Genomic DNA, 15377 nt, shown 5'->3' on the forward strand with positions numbered 1-15377 from the left:
GCGCGGGTGCGCCAGGGCCAGTTGCTGGTGCAATTGGACGACCAGTTGCCGCGCGCACAGGTGCAGCAGGCGCAGGCAGAACTCTCGATTGCCCGCGCCAACCACCAGCGCAACCAGGAGCTGGTGGCGCAGGGCTTTATCAGCCAACGTTCGGTGGATGAAAGTGCGGCCAATCTGCAAGTGGCGCAGGCCAAACTGGCCCTGGCCCAGGCCACGGCAGCGCGGCTGAAGATCGTGGCGCCCTTTGATGGTATCGCGGGCATCGGCAATGTCCATGTGGGCGACTACCTCAAAGACGGCACCGACATCGTCAACATTGAAGACATTGACAGCGTGTGGGTGGATTTCCGCCTGCCTGAGCGTTACCAGACCCAGGTGCGTGTGGGCCAGGGCGCCCGGGTGGAGCTGGATGCGTTGCCGGGTGCGACGTTCAGTGCCGTGGTGCGCGCCATCGATCCGCAGATTGATGCCAACGGGCGCTCTGTGGCGGTGCGTGGCAGCATTGATAACCGCGATTTACAGTTGCGTCCGGGCATGTTTGCACGCGTCACGGCGGTGTTTGGTGCCCGTGCCGATGCCCGTGTGGTACCTGAGGAGGCCATCGTTCCCCAGGGCAGCAAGCCTTATGTACTCAAGGTGGTGCCGGGCGCAGCGCCGGATAGCCGCATCGCGCAGCGTGTACCAGTCCAACTGGGCCTGCGCCGCGCTGGTCAGGTGGAGGTGTTGCAAGGCCTGGAGCTGGGTGATACGGTCGTCACTGCCGGGCACCAGCGGGTGCAACAGGATGGTGCGCCGGTGCGGGTGGTGGTGCCAGCAGCGCCGGAGCCCGCCTCTGTGCCGACTTCTGCCCCTGCGCGCCAGCCGGCCTGAGTGCGCAGGCGCAACGCACTGTCTTTGCCATGCAAATTGCTGAAATATCCATCCGTCGCCCGGTGTTTGCCACCGTGCTATCGCTGCTGGTGCTGCTGATTGGTGCCGTCAGTTTCACGCGCCTGTCAGTGCGCGAGTACCCCAAGATCGACGAACCCGTGGTTACCGTGAGCGTGGCTTACGCGGGTGCCTCTGCCGAGGTGATTGAGTCCCAGGTGACCAAGCCGCTGGAGGACTCGATTGCCGGCATTGATGGTGTGGACGTCATCACCTCCATCAGCCGGGCTGAGCGCAGCCAGATATCGGTGCGCTTTCGCCTGGAGAAAGACGCCGACAACGCCGCCGCCGAGGTTCGCGACCGTACCGCGCGCGTGCGCAACCGCTTGCCCGATGCCGTCGATGAGCCTGTGATCGCCAAGGTCGAAGCCGACGCCTTCCCGGTGATGTGGCTGGCCTTCAGCAGCGACAGCAAAACGCCGCTGGAGATCAACGATTTGCTCAACCGCATCGTCAAGCCCCGCCTGCAAACCGTCACTGGCGTGGCCGATGTGCCTATTTACGGCGAACGCCGCTACGCCATGCGCGTCTGGCTCGATCCCCAGCGCATGGCCGGCTACCGGCTCACTACGCAGGACGTGGAAGACGCCATTCGCCGCAACAACCTGGAACTGCCCGCCGGGCGCATTGAGTCGCAGCAGCGTGAGTTCAGCGTGACATCGCAGACCAGCCTGCTCACGCCGCTCCAGTTTGCTGACATCGTGGTGCGCACGGTCAATGGCTTTCCGGTGCGCCTGCGCGACGTGGCACGGGTGGAAGAAGGCCCCGCCAGCGACCGCAGCAAGGTGCGCCTGAATGGCCGCGAGGCCATTTCAGTGGGTGTGATCCGCCAGGCTACGGCCAACCCATTGGAGCTGTCTGCCGGTGTGCGTGCCATGCTGCCCACGCTTCAGGCCGATTTGCCCGCCGACGTGGTGGTGGAGGTGGCCAACGACAACTCCATCTTCATCGACCGCTCGGTGAAAAGCGTTTACACCACCATTGCCGAGGCCGTGGTGCTGGTGGCGCTGGTGATTTTTGTGTTCTTGCGCACGTTGCGCGCGTCCATCATTCCCATCATCACCATCCCCGTCAGTCTGGTGGGTACGTTTGCGTTGATGCAGCTTGCCGGTTTTTCCATCAACACCCTGACTTTGCTGGCGCTGGTACTGGCCATTGGTTTGGTAGTGGACGATGCCATCGTCATGCTGGAGAACATTTACCGCCACATTGAAGAGGGGCTAGACCCGTTTTCAGCAGCCATCAAGGGTGCGCGTGAGATTGGTTTTGCCATCGTGGCCATGACCCTCACGTTGGTGGCGGTGTATGCGCCGCTGGCTTTCACGCCGGGGCGCACCGGGCGCCTGTTTGTCGAGTTTGCGCTGGCGCTGGCGGGAGCCGTGCTGGTGTCGGGATTTGTGGCGCTGACGTTATCACCCATGATGTGTTCGCTGCTGCTTAAGCACAATCCCAACCCGCACTGGTTCGATCGCTCCATGGAGCGCTGGCTGACGGCTTTGTCGGATGCGTATGGCCGGCTGCTGCGCTGGCTGGTGACGGCCCGTGCCGCCGGTGGCGGTGTGCGCGGTGCGCTGTTGCAGGCGCGCTGGCTGGTGGTGGGCACCATGGTGCTCAGTGGCGTGGGGCTGGTGATGGTGTACCCGACCATGAAGCAGGAACTATCGCCCCTGGAAGACCGGGGCACTATTTTGGCCAATATCACGGCCCCCGATGGCGCCACCCTGGACTTCACCAACCGCTATGCCCTGGAGCTGGAAAAGATAGGCCGTGACTACCCCGAGTTCGACCGCATTTTTGCCAATATCGGCAACCCCATGGTGTCGCAAGGCAGCGTGGTGTATCGCACCGTAGACTGGGAAAACCGCAGCCGCAGCACGCTCGACATTGCCCGTGAGCTGCAACCTCGGCTGGCCAGTCTGCCGGGGGTGAATGCGTTTCCGATCACGCCACCCTCGTTAGGCCAGGGCTTTCGTTCGCGGCCACTGAACTACGTCATTCAGACCTCCGACAGCTACGAAAATCTCAGTGCCGTGGCCGAGCAGATGCTGGCTGAAATGGCCAAAAACCCTGGCATCACGTCACCCGATGTGGATTTGCGCCTGAACAAGCCCGAGCTGCGTATCGATGTGAACCGCGAGCGCGCTGCCGATCTGGGGGTCAATGTGGATGTCGTCGCCAAAGCGATTGAAACCATGCTGGGCGGACGCACCGTGACCCGCTACAAGCGCGACGCCGAGCAGTACGACGTGATCGTGCAGACCGAGGCCACCGGACGCACTACGCCCGAGGACATTGATGGCATTTACGTCCGGGGGCGCAATGACGCCATGATTCCGCTGTCCAGCCTGGTCACCGTGCGCGAGAGCGTGAGTCCGCGCGAGTTGAATCACTTCGGTCAGCGCCGCTCGGCCACCATCACGGCCAATTTGTCGCCGGATTATTCGCTGGGCGAGGCATTGGTCTTTATGGATGCCACGGCTGCCAAAGTGCTCAAACCGGGTTACACCACCGATCTGAACGGCACCTCGCGCGAGTTCAAAAACTCGCAAGGCGCGCTGGGTATTGTGTTTGTGCTGGCGCTGGTGTTTATTTTTCTGGTGCTGGCGGCGCAGTTCGAGAGCTTCATTGATCCGCTGGTGATCATGCTGTCCGTGCCGCTGTCCATGATTGGTGCGCTATTGGCATTGAAGTGGAGTGGCGGTTCGCTCAATGTGTATTCACAAATTGGTCTGATCACGCTGGTGGGCCTGATCACCAAGCACGGAATTTTGATTGTGGAGTTCACCAACCAGCTGCGTGAGCAGGGGCTGGAGATGGTGGATGCGCTGGTCAAGGCATCGGCCCAGCGGCTGCGGCCCATCTTGATGACCACCGGCGCCATGGTGCTGGGTGCGGTGCCGCTGGCGCTGGCCCAGGGCGCGGGTGCTGAAACCCGCATGCAAATTGGCTGGGTGATTGTGGGTGGCATGAGCCTGGGCACCTTGCTGACCATCTTTGTGGTGCCCACCATGTATGCGCTGCTGGCGCGCAAGTCGGTGCCTGGGGCGCGCATGGAAGCAGAGCAGCCAGACCCGCACCCGGTGCCTCAGGGTTCACCCTTGTCGAAATGAGGCTGCAATTCAACGCTGAAAGGAACTGTGCCTGATGAATCCGAGAACCCTTGTTTTGTTGTTGACCGTAGCACTCATCACCGTGCTGGCCGTATTCAACTGGAATGCGCTGGCAACGCCGTCTGAAGTCTCGCTGGGCTTGCTGTCTTTCGAGGCACCCCTGGGCGTGTTGATGCTGGGCCTGACGGTGTTGTTAGGGATTTTCTTCGTGGCGTATGTGCTGTCATTGCAGGGCTCGGTGCTGCTGGAGACGCGGCGCCACGCCAAAGAAATGCAGGCGCAGCGCGAACTGGCCGACAAGGCCGAGGCTTCGCGCTTTACGGAACTGCGCGCTTTTGTGCAAAGCCAGCAGGTTCAATCCCAAGAGGCCTTTATGGCACGCCTGGACGCCCTGGAGACCCATCTGATGGCGCGTGCCCAAGAGTCAGACAACAGTGCCGCTGCCTACATCGGGCAACTGGAGCAGCAAATCGGCCGCGCTCCCAGGCAGGGTTGAACACCAGAGCCTGCCAGAAACAACTTCGGCCACGGCACAGGAGGAATGTGCGGTGGCCGAACGTACAGGGCGCTTGGGCGCCACTGCCGATTTACTTTTGCGTCAGAACCCAGGTAGCCAGTTTCTTGGCTTCTGCGTCGTTGACCTGGGCGTTGGCCGGCATGGGAACCGGGCCCCACACGCCAGCGCCGCCCTTGATGATTTTGGCAGCCAGCTTGTCCACCGCGTCTTTTTGGCCAGCGTACTTGGCTGCTACGTCTTTGTAAGAGGGGCCGACCAGTTTTTTGTCGATTGCGTGGCAGGCCATGCAGTTTTTGGCAGTGGCCAATGCCTGATCTGCCATGGCAGGGACAGCAGCCGACAGCGTCAGGGCAAGGATAGTCAGGGAGCGTTTCATCATGGTCTTTCCTCTTGGTTGGGGTACATTGCTTTTGATGCCATTGTAGTGATCCGGGTTGACTGCTGCTGGTGATTTGTTTTGTTCGTTGGGGGGCGCCATGTATATGCTGGTTTTGGGAATTGCACTGTCGTTGCTGAAGTATCTGGACATAGCGCCCGTGGCGCAGTGGTCGTGGTGGTGGGTGCTGACGCCTTTTGCCCTCACCATACTGTGGTGGGCCTGGGCTGATTCCACGGGCTACACCAAACGCAAGGCCATGGAAAAAATGGACCAACGCAAAAAAGACCGCCTCGACAAGCAAAAGCAAGCCTTGGGCATGCAACCACGCAAGCCGCGCTGAGCAGGCACGCGGCCATCTTCTGGCTGGCGCTGGGGTGGCAGATCGCTGGGGGATAATTCCTGCGCCCCCCAGTTAACCCCTTTACGAAAAATCACCATGCCTGTTTACCGCTCCAAAACCTCTACCGCCGGTCGCAATATGGCAGGTGCGCGCTCGCTCTGGCGCGCCACTGGCATGAAGGACGATGATTTTCAAAAGCCCATCATTGCCGTCGTCAACTCCTTCACCCAGTTCGTGCCTGGCCACGTTCACCTGAAGGATCTGGGCCAGCTGGTGGCCCGCGAGATTGAGGCCGCTGGCGGCGTGGCCAAAGAATTCAACACCATTGCCGTCGATGACGGCATCGCCATGGGCCATGACGGCATGCTGTATTCGCTGCCCAGCCGCGACATCATTGCCGACTCGGTCGAGTACATGGTGAACGCGCACTGCGCCGATGCCATGGTGTGCATCTCGAACTGCGACAAGATCACACCCGGCATGCTGATGGCTGCCATGCGCCTGAACATCCCGGTCATTTTTGTCTCGGGCGGGCCGATGGAGGCAGGCAAGGTGCGCCTGGCCAACCCGACCACGCAGACCATCGAATTCAAAAAGCTCGACCTGGTGGACGCCATGGTGATGGCCGTGGACAGCAGCGTCAGCGACGCCGATCTGGCCGAGGTCGAGCGCTCGGCCTGCCCCACCTGCGGCAGCTGCTCTGGCATGTTCACTGCCAACTCCATGAACTGCCTGACCGAGGCGCTGGGCCTGTCGCTGCCCGGCAACGGCACCGTGGTGGCTACGCACGCCGACCGCGAAGCCCTGTTCAAGCAGGCCGGGCGCACCATCGTGGAGCTGTGCCGCCGCCATTACGAGCAGGACGACATGGCCGTGCTGCCGCGCGCCATCGGCCTGAAGGCCTTTGAAAACGCCATCACCCTCGACATCGCCATGGGCGGCTCCACCAACACCATCCTGCACCTGCTGGCCATTGCCCAGGAGGCCGAGATCGACTTCACGATGAAGGACATCGACCGCCTCTCGCGCGTGGTGCCGCAGCTGTGCAAGGTGGCGCCCAACACCAACAAGTACCACATCGAAGACGTCCACCGCGCTGGCGGCATCATGGCCATCCTGGGAGAGCTGGATCGCGCTGGCAAGCTGCATACCGACGTGCCCACGGTACACGCCAAGACCATGAAGGATGCGCTCGACCAATGGGATATCGCGCGCAACCCGTCTGAAGCGGTCAAAACCTTCTACATGGCAGGCCCGGCTGGCATCCCCACGCAAGTGGCCTTCAGCCAGGCCACGCGCTGGCCCAGCCTGGATTTGGATCGCGCCGAGGGCTGCATCCGCTCGGCCACGCACGCTTTCTCGCAAGAAGGTGGCCTGGCGGTGTTGCACGGCAACATCGCGGTCGATGGCTGCGTGGTCAAGACGGCGGGTGTGGACGAGTCCATCCTGGTGTTCGAAGGCTCGGCCTTTGTGACCGAGTCGCAGGACGAAGCCGTGGCCGAAATCCTGGCCGACAACGTCAAGGCCGGTGACGTGGTCATCGTGCGCTACGAAGGCCCCAAGGGCGGCCCGGGCATGCAGGAAATGCTCTACCCCACGAGCTACATCAAGTCCAAGGGCCTGGGCAAAGCCTGCGCGCTGCTGACCGATGGGCGTTTTTCGGGCGGCACGTCGGGGCTGTCGATAGGCCACTGCTCGCCGGAGGCTGCTGCCGGTGGCGCCATCGGCCTGGTGCAGCAGGGCGACCGCATCCGCATCGACATCCCCAACCGCACGATCGATGTGCTGGTTTCGGACGAGGAGCTGGCCCGCCGCCGCGCCGAGCAGGATGCCAAAGGCTGGAAGCCGGTGAAGCCGCGTCCGCGCAAGGTGTCGGCTGCGCTCAAGGCCTACGCGCTGCTGGCCACCAGCGCCGACAAGGGCGCAGTGCGCGACCTGTCGCTGCTGGGCGACTGATGCCCCCACCGGGCGCGCAGGCGCCTGGTGCATAAACCCGCTGGACACCCTCCCCAGCGGGTTTTCTTTTAGTCGCTTTGTTTTTGATAGCTGCTAGCGCTTGCTGCGTAAGCGCTGGAGGCACTTTTTGCCTCAAATTCAGTCCATCCAGCCAACCCGGTTTCTTGCGCGGGATTGGGTGCCGGGCACAATCGCCGCCATGCTGATTTATCCCCACATTGATCCCGTTGCGTTGCAGATCGGCCCCTTGGCCATCCACTGGTATGGCCTGACGTATCTGGCGGCGTTTGGCCTGTTCATGTTTCTGGGCACGCGGCGCCTGCGCCATCCGCCCTTTGCGGCCATCACCGGGCCGGGTGCTTGGTCGCGCCGCGATGTGGAGGACATCTTGTTCCTGGGCGTGATGGGCGTCATCGTGGGAGGGCGGCTGGGTTACTGCCTGTTTTACAAGCCCGGTTATTACGCGACCCATCCGCTGGAGATTTTTGCCATCTGGCAGGGCGGCATGAGCTTTCATGGCGGCTTGCTGGGCGTCATCGCTGCGATGGTCTGGTTTGCCCGCTCGCGCCAGCGGCCCTGGTTGCAGGTGGCTGACTTTGTCGCGCCCTGCGTGCCCACCGGGCTGGCGGCAGGGCGTGTGGGCAACTTCATCAATGGCGAGCTGTGGGGCCGCTTTGCCAGCCCCGATTTGCCTTGGGGCATGGTGTTTGCGCACAGCGGCTCCATGCAGCCGCGCCACCCGTCGCAGGTGTACCAGTTTTTGCTCGAAGGGCTGTTGCTGTTCGTGCTGCTGTGGCTGTATGCGCGCCGTGAGCGCCGCCAGGGCCAGGTGGCGGCGGCCTTTTTGCTGGGCTACGGCGTGTTCCGCTTCATTGCCGAGTTCTTCCGCGAGCCCGACAGCTTCCTGGGCCTGTTGCCGCTGGGCATGAGCATGGGCCAGTGGCTGTGCCTGCCGATGGTGGCCGGTGGTGTGGGCCTGTGGCTGTGGGCCCAGCGCCAGCCGGTGCAAAAATAACAAGTCAAATTGGCTTCAAAGCCTTGCATGGCGAGCGCCATAAGCTATTGAATCAATAGCGTTTTGTGTTGCACACATGGCGTGCCATGCCCCACTTTTGGGGCTGTTTTCTGACGCCATGCCGTGGTTTTCCTCTGGTATGGTTAAGTCCATGAAAAACGCCCCCGACTGGATTGCCCGCAGCGTCTCTCGCCTGCGTTCTGCGCCGCCTGACGCGGCCGATAAAACCGTGCCCCCAGCGGCCAGCGCCAAGGCCGCTGCCGCACCGCGCACCACCCATGACCGCTTGCAGGCCACGCTGCGCCGGGGCCAGGAGGCACTGTCGCCGCGCGCACTGCGCCGCGTACTGACCGATCTGCAAGCCGTGATCCAGCCGCGCACCAGCGAGTTGGAGGGCGGACGCCGTGCGCAGGTGGTGGCTGACTGGTACGCCCAGGCCCAACCTGCCGAGCGCCACGACCTGTGGCTGCTGATGTGCGAGCAGTTCGCGCCCGATGCCACGCGTTTCCAATCTGCGCGCCAACGCTACGAGGCCGCCGCAGGCACCGAGGAAGAGGGCCAGGCCGAAATCACGCTGCGCCGCGCTCTGGTGTCGCCGCGCACGCGCCTGTTGCAGCGCTTTGCCGTGTTCCCCGAGGGCATGCGCTTTCTGGTGGACTTGCGCGCCGAGTTGCTACCCCACCTCAAGAGCGACAAGCGCCTGCTGGCGCTGGACGCCGAGCTGGAGCACCTGTTTTCCACCTGGTTTGACGTGGCTTTTCTGGAGCTGCGGCGCCTGTCCTGGGACTCGCCCGCCTCGCTGATCGAAAAGCTCATCAAATACGAGGCCGTGCACGACATCCGCAGCTGGGCCGACCTGAAAAACCGCCTCGACAGCGACCGCCGCTGCTACGGGTTCTTTCACCCGCGCCTGCCCAACGAGCCGCTCATTTTTGTGGAAGTGGCGCTGGTCGACAGCATCTCCAGCAGCATCACGCCGCTGCTGGACGAGGCGGCTGCGCCCACCGACATCAGCCGTGCCTCCACGGCCATTTTCTATTCGATCAGCAACACGCAAACTGGCCTGCGCGGCGTCAGCTTTGGCGATTCGCTCATCAAGCACGTGGTCGAGACGCTGTGCGCCGAGTTTCCGCGCCTGCGCACGTTTGCCACGCTCTCGCCCATTCCGGGCTTTCGCGCCTGGCTGGGCAAAAACGCACAGGCCATGCTGAATCGGTTCAGTGACAAGCAACGCGCCGAGCTGGCCCGCGAAGTGGGCGCCGAGCCGCTCCAGGCCCCCGCACTGCTGGCCGCTGCCGACAAGGCGCTGGCGCTGGAGCCCAAATCGGCGCTGCGCCAGTGGCTGCTGCAATGCGCCGCGCACTACCTGGCGCGCGAGCTGCCAGACGGCAAGCCCATCGACCCGGTGGCGCGCTTCCATTTGGGCAACGGCGCGCGCGTGGAGCGCCTGAACTGGGCGGGCGACCCGTCCTCCAAGGGGCAAAAACAGTCTTACGGGCTGATGGTCAATTACCTCTACGACCTCAAGCGCATCGACAAGCACCGCAGTTTGCTGGCACAAGGCAAGGTGCCCGCCTCCAAAGACATTGAAAGCCTGTGCCCGTGACCCCTCCCGGGGCGCGTTGAAATCCATCCAGAAAAGGGTATTGCATGTCAGGAGAAGTGATTGCTGCGCCGGTGGTCGGCGCAGCCCCGGCGGCGGCCGGTGTGGTGCGCGTCACGTTGCGCCACAGCGGCAGGCTCAACGCCATGTCGCGCGCCATGTGGCGCCAACTGCGCTCTGTTTTTGAGAGCATTCAGCGCAGCCAGGACGTGCGCTGCGTGCTGATTGAGGGCGATGGCGGCGCGTTTTGCGCGGGCGGCGATATTTCGGAATACCCGGCGTTTCGCTTTGATGCGGCGCAGCTGCGCGATTTTCACGAGGGCGATGTGTGGGGCGGCCTGCAAGCCATGCTCGATTGCGATGTGCCCATCGTGGCGCACATTGCGGGCGCCTGCATGGGCGCGGGCGTGGAGATTGCCAGCTGCTGCGATCTGCGCATTGCGGGCACGTCCGCGCGTTTTGGTGCGCCGATTGCCAAACTGGGCTTTCCGATGGCGCCGCGCGAGGCGCAACTGGTGGCTGGTGCGGTCGGTGAACTCACAGCGCGCCAAATGCTGCTGGAGGCGGCCACCTTCAGCGCCAGTGACATGCTGGCGCGTGGCTTTTTGAGCCGGGTGGTGGCAGACGAGCAGCTGGCCGTCGATGCCTTGGGCAGCGCCTGCCGCATCGCCGCGCTGGCGCCCCAAGCCGCACGCATGACCAAACAAACATTTCGGGCATTAAAAGTGCCTCCAGCCCTTGATGGGTGCGCGCTACTAGCTATCGAAACCATAGTAAACGGCAGCGCCGATCCCTACGCCTACGCCGACAGCGCCGAGCACCGCGAAGGCATTACGGCCTTTCTGGCCAAACGTCCCCCTGTTTTTTGAAACCTATGCGCTCACACAACCTGTTTGCCGCCTTGCGCGCGGCCTTTCCCTCTGACCTGGATCTGGTGGCCGTGGAAACCACCGCCCCCGACGGCACCGCGCTGAATTACACCTGGCGCGACCTGGACCACGCAAGCGCCCGCATGGCCAATTTGCTGGCCTCGCTGGCGCTGCCCGAGGGCAGCCGCGTGGCGGTGCAGGTCGAAAAATCCGTCGAGGCCATGGTGCTGTACCTGGCCACACTGCGCGCGGGCTGCGTGTTCTTGCCGCTCAACACCGCCTACCAGAGCAGCGAGATCGAATACTTCATCGGCAACGCCGAGCCTGCTGTGGTGGTGTGTACGCCGGGCAACTTTGGCTGGGTGTCCAAAATCGCCTTCACGGCGGGCACGCAGCATGTGTTCACGCTGGGCGACGACCGCACCGGCTCCTTGCTGGAGCGCGCAGCCCACCACGCCGACCAGCACCAGCCGGTGGCCCGCACGGCGGATGATTTGGCCGCCATCCTTTACACCAGCGGCACCACCGGGCGCAGCAAAGGGGCCATGCTGACGCACGGCAATCTGCTCTCCAACGCGGTCATGCTCAAGGACTACTGGGGCTGGGTGCCAGGCGATGTGCTCATCCACGCGCTGCCGATTTTTCATGTGCACGGGCTGTTTGTGGCCATCCATGCGGCGCTGCTCAATGGCAGCAAGATGATCTGGCTGGCCAAGTTCGAGCCCAAAGCCGCCATTTCCGCCATGGCCCGCGCCACGGTGTTCATGGGCGTGCCCACGCTGTACGTGCGCATGCTGGCCGAGCCCGGCCTGACCTGCGAGGCGGTGCAGAACATGCGCCTGTTCATCTCCGGGTCGGCGCCACTGCTGATCGAAACCTTTACCGCGTGGCAGCAGCGCACCGGCCACACCATCCTGGAGCGCTACGGCATGAGTGAAACCATCATGCTCACCTCCAACCCCTATGCCGCTGACGCTCGCTACGGTGGCCAAGACGAGCGCCGTGGCGCCACCGTCGGCTTTGCGCTGCCCGGCGTGGGCCTGCGCTTGGTCAGCGATGCCAACCAGCCGCTGCCCGTGGGCGAGATCGGCAACATCCAGGTGCAAGGCCCCAATGTGTTCAAAGGCTACTGGCGCATGCCGGAAAAAACCGCCGAAGAATTCACGCCCGATGGCTGGTTCAAGACCGGCGACGTGGGTCTGGTGGACGCGCGCGGTTACGTCAGCATCGTCGGGCGCAGCAAAGACCTGATCATCTCGGGCGGCTACAACGTCTATCCCGCCGAGGTGGAGGCTGCCATCAACGAGCTGTCCGGCGTGGCCGAGAGCGCCGTGGTGGGCGTGCCGCACCCCGATTTTGGCGAGGTGGGCGTGGCCGTGCTGGTGGCCCGGCCCGGTGCCCAGCCCGATGCCGAGGCCATCGTGGCCCAGCTCAAAACCCAGCTGGCCAATTTCAAGATTCCCAAGCGCTGCTTTGTGGTGGCAGAACTGCCGCGCAACACCATGGGCAAGGTGCAAAAGAACCTGTTGCGGGCGCAGTACCAGGGCTTGTTTGCCTGAGTCTGGACGCGGGTAGGGCGCAAAAAAGCGCCTCTGGCTGCGATGGCCGGAGGCGCTTTTTGCTTTTAAACTGATAGCTGCTTGCGCTTACTGCAAAAGGGCTGGAGCCTTATTTGGCTTGATATTGCTACGCTGCACGCAGCGTTCAGCGCAGCACCAGCACGGGGATGTGCGAGTGCGTCAAGACATGCTGTGTTTCGCTGCCCAGCAGCAGGCGCTTGATGCCCTTGCGCCCGTGCGACGCCATGACGATGAGATCGCACTTGTGCTTTTTGGCGGCAGCAATCACGGCTTCGGCCACCAGGTCGGATTTGGCCACCACCGCTTTGACGCTCACGCCCTGGGCGTCGCCTGCGGTCTTGACGCCATCGACCAGCGCCTGGGCGGCCTCGTCCCATTGTTTTTCAATGCGCTGGATGTCGCTGGCCTCAACGGGCATGCCGCCTTCAAAATAGCTGCGCGGGTAGCGCGGCACTACCTTCAGTGCCACCACCGAAGCGCCTGACAAAGCAGCCAGCGACAGGCCACTTTGAACGGCTTTATCGGACAGCTCGGAGCCGTCGGTGGCAATCAGGATGCGCTTGTACATGGGGGTCCTCTCTGGGGAAAAGATCAATGGGGTGGGCGGCATTGTCTGAAAAAAATGCACGCGGGTCAGTATGGCATGCAAAAGCGGTAAGCTTGCCGCATGTCAATGAATTCCACGGTCGATCAGGCCACGGGCCGTCCGGCGGATGCGGTGCCTGCCCCCGGGGCGCCAGAGCTGCTGGATGACCGCCAGGAGTGGGCGGCTTTTGGTCGGCCCTGTACGCCAAATGGTGCGTCTGCCGGGGGCGAGAGCGCCTGGGAGTCGCATGTGGTCATCGAGGGCATGCACTGCGCAGCCTGCGCACTGACCATTGAAGAGGCGCTGTGTGCAGTTCCCGGCGTGGCGCAGGCTGAGGTCAGTGCTGCTACCCAGCGTGCGCGCGTGGTCTGGCAGCCTGGGCTGGTGCTGCCGTCGCAATGGCTGGCGGCGGTGCGCAAAGCCGGTTATGGCGCTTTGCCCGCCATGGATGCCATGGCCCGCGAACAGCGCAAGCGCGAGCACCGGCGCGCGCTGTGGCGCTGGCTGGTAGCAGGCTTTTGCATGATGCAGGTCATGATGTATGCGTGGCCCGCTTACGTGGCCTTGCCCGGCGACCTCACCCCCGAAATGGAGCGCTTGCTGCGCTGGGCCTCGTGGGTTATCAGCTTGCCGGTAGTGCTGTTTGCCTGCGGGCCGTTTTTTTCCAGCGCCTTGCGCGATATCCGCCAGCGGCGGGTGAGCATGGATTTGCCAGTGGCGCTGGGCATGGTGATCACGTTCGTGGTCAGCACGGCGGGCACATTTGACCCCACCGGAATCTTTGGACGGGAGGTGTTTTTTGACTCCCTCACCATGTTTGTTTTCTTTTTGCTGACGGGCCGATGGCTGGAGTTGCGCCTGCGCGACCGCACGGCGGGTGCGCTGGAGTCTGTCATGAACCGACTGCCCGATAGCGTGGAGCGGCGTGCCCCCGACGGCACCTTCGAGCGCGTGGCCGTGCGCCGACTGGTCGCCGGTGACACCGTGCGGGTGCTGCCCGGTGAAGCTTTTCCGGCCGACGGCTGCATCGTCACTGGCCAGACGCTGGCCGATGAAGCACTGTTGACGGGCGAGTCCAAGCCGGTGCTGCGCACACCGGGAAGTCTGGTCACGGCAGGGAGCTACAACCTGCAGTCGTCTGTGGAGGTGCTGGTGCAAGGCACGGGGCCGGCCACCCGTTTTGGTCAGATCGTGGCGCTGATGGAGAGCGCATCGTTGCAAAAACCCCGATTGGCGCAAGTGGCTGATCGCGTAGCACGGCCTTTTTTGATCGCTGTTTTGCTGGCAGCCTTTCTGGCGGCGCTGTGGTGGTGGCCTACCGATCCGGCCCATGCGCTCATGGTGGCAGTGTCGGTATTGATCGTTACCTGCCCCTGCGCTTTGTCGCTGGCGACGCCCGTGGCCATGTTGTCCGCCGCGGGGACGCTGGCACGCCACGGCGTGCTGGTGCGCAACCTCCAGGGCCTGGAGGCGTTGGCTGAAGTGGATACAGTGGTTTTCGACAAAACCGGTACTTTGACCCGTGATGGCATGGTGGTCAGTGCCATCCATGCTGTGGGTGGCGTGCCCGCGCAAGATGCATTGGGTTTGGCGGCAGAGCTGGCGCGCCACTCTCTGCATCCGGTGTCACGCGCTGTGGTCATGGCTGCAGCACGCAACGCCAGCGGCCATGCGCCACGCTGGCAAGTGACGCAAGTGCAGGAGGAAGTGGGCCGTGGGTTGAGCGCCTGGGTGCAGGATTTGCAGGGCGCTTTGCCCGCTGGTCGTGTGCTGCTGGGCTCATCGCGGCATACCGGTGCCGTGCTTGACGAGAGCACCGAAGCGCAACAGGTGTTTCTGGTGCGAGAGGACGGGCATGCCGGACGGGTAGAGCTGGCACGGTTTGATCTGGCGGAAGACCTGCGGGCACAAGCAGCCGGCGCCGTGCGTGCCGTGACCCATGCCGGATTGCAGGTGCAGTTGCTGTCGGGCGACAGATCCAAGTCTGTGGCACGGGTGGCCGGGCAGGCCGGCATTGCCGATTGGCGTGCAGACTGCACACCGCAGGACAAATTGGAAGCGCTGCGGGCCATGCAGGCGCGCGGGCAGCGTGTTGCCATGGTGGGTGACGGGCTGAATGACGGGCCAGTGCTGGCGGGTGCCCACGTGTCGTTCGCTTTTGGCAAGTCGGTAGCGCTGGCACAATCGAAGGCTGATTTTGTAGTGTTGGGCGAAAGCCTGTGGTTGGTGCCGCAAGCGGTGCTGTTGGCGCGTCGCACGTTGCGCGTGGTGCGCCAGAACCTGTGGTGGGCCGCCGGGTACAACGCATTGAGCGTGCCGCTGGCCATCGCAGGCTATATGCCAGCTTGGCTGGCAGGGCTTGGCATGGCCCTGAGTTCGTTGCTGGTGGTGCTCAATGCGGCACGCCTTTCTTTGCCTTTGCCTGCGCTAGAAGGCGAACTGGGCGAGGCAGTCGCTGGTGCGTCTTCCGCTGAACCCGTGGCTGCATAAAAATA

Annotated in this window: 12 protein-coding genes; 10 read left to right on the forward strand and 2 right to left on the reverse strand. The window is 63.4% G+C overall.

What is annotated here, in order from left to right:
* The 3 genes from PHX69_RS01645 to PHX69_RS01655 form a co-directional block, all read left to right on the forward strand.
* Positions 1-870, forward strand: an 870-nt coding sequence (locus tag PHX69_RS01645; protein ID WP_288042061.1) for an efflux RND transporter periplasmic adaptor subunit, incomplete at its 5' end; no start/stop codon positions are given.
* Between the two features lie 29 nt (positions 871-899).
* Positions 900-4037 (forward strand): efflux RND transporter permease subunit, encoded by a 3138-nt coding sequence (locus PHX69_RS01650; protein WP_288042062.1) that lies wholly within the window; start codon positions 900-902, stop codon positions 4035-4037.
* Between the two features lie 34 nt (positions 4038-4071).
* Complete coding sequence (locus PHX69_RS01655; protein WP_119013290.1) at positions 4072-4533, forward strand: LapA family protein; 462 nt, start codon at positions 4072-4074, stop codon at positions 4531-4533.
* Between the two features lie 91 nt (positions 4534-4624).
* Here PHX69_RS01655 and PHX69_RS01660 read toward each other — a convergent pair whose 3' ends face one another.
* The gene (locus PHX69_RS01660) at positions 4625-4930 is read right to left on the reverse strand and encodes a c-type cytochrome (protein ID WP_119013344.1); all 306 of its coding nucleotides are present in this window, start codon (positions 4928-4930) and stop codon (positions 4625-4627) included.
* Positions 4931-5030: 100 nt separating this feature from the next.
* On the opposite strand from PHX69_RS01660, the gene PHX69_RS01665 reads away from it, so the two are divergent.
* The 6 genes from PHX69_RS01665 to PHX69_RS01690 all read left to right on the forward strand — a co-directional run bounded on the left by PHX69_RS01665 (position 5031) and on the right by PHX69_RS01690 (position 12275).
* Positions 5031-5273, forward strand: coding sequence for a TIGR04438 family Trp-rich protein (locus tag PHX69_RS01665; protein WP_119013291.1), 243 nt, complete (start codon positions 5031-5033; stop codon positions 5271-5273).
* A gap of 96 nt (positions 5274-5369) precedes the next feature.
* Complete coding sequence (gene ilvD, locus PHX69_RS01670) at positions 5370-7229, forward strand: dihydroxy-acid dehydratase (RefSeq protein ID WP_119013292.1); 1860 nt, start codon at positions 5370-5372, stop codon at positions 7227-7229.
* A 199-nt stretch (positions 7230-7428) separates the two neighbouring features.
* Positions 7429-8244, forward strand: a complete 816-nt coding sequence (gene lgt / locus PHX69_RS01675; protein WP_288042064.1) for a prolipoprotein diacylglyceryl transferase — start codon at positions 7429-7431, stop codon at positions 8242-8244.
* A 151-nt stretch (positions 8245-8395) separates the two neighbouring features.
* Entirely contained in the window at positions 8396-9850 is a 1455-nt protein-coding gene (locus PHX69_RS01680; RefSeq protein WP_288042067.1) for a malonyl-CoA decarboxylase, read from the forward strand.
* A 44-nt stretch (positions 9851-9894) separates the two neighbouring features.
* Positions 9895-10716: an enoyl-CoA hydratase/isomerase family protein gene (locus tag PHX69_RS01685; RefSeq protein WP_288042069.1), complete on the forward strand. Its 822-nt coding sequence runs from the start codon at positions 9895-9897 to the stop codon at positions 10714-10716.
* 5 nt (positions 10717-10721) lie between these two features.
* Positions 10722-12275, forward strand: coding sequence for a malonate--CoA ligase (locus PHX69_RS01690; RefSeq protein ID WP_288042071.1), 1554 nt, complete (start codon positions 10722-10724; stop codon positions 12273-12275).
* Positions 12276-12420: 145 nt separating this feature from the next.
* On the opposite strand, the gene PHX69_RS01695 is transcribed toward PHX69_RS01690, so the two are convergent.
* Positions 12421-12864, reverse strand: a complete 444-nt coding sequence (locus PHX69_RS01695; protein ID WP_119013297.1) for a universal stress protein — start codon at positions 12862-12864, stop codon at positions 12421-12423.
* A 105-nt stretch (positions 12865-12969) separates the two neighbouring features.
* On the opposite strand from PHX69_RS01695, the gene PHX69_RS01700 reads away from it, so the two are divergent.
* Positions 12970-15372 (forward strand): heavy metal translocating P-type ATPase, encoded by a 2403-nt coding sequence (locus PHX69_RS01700; protein WP_288042101.1) that lies wholly within the window; start codon positions 12970-12972, stop codon positions 15370-15372.
* Positions 15373-15377 lie beyond the last annotated feature (5 nt).

It is taken from the genome of Simplicispira sp., assembly GCF_028687295.1.
Lineage (GTDB): Bacteria > Pseudomonadota > Gammaproteobacteria > Burkholderiales > Burkholderiaceae_C > Simplicispira > Simplicispira metamorpha.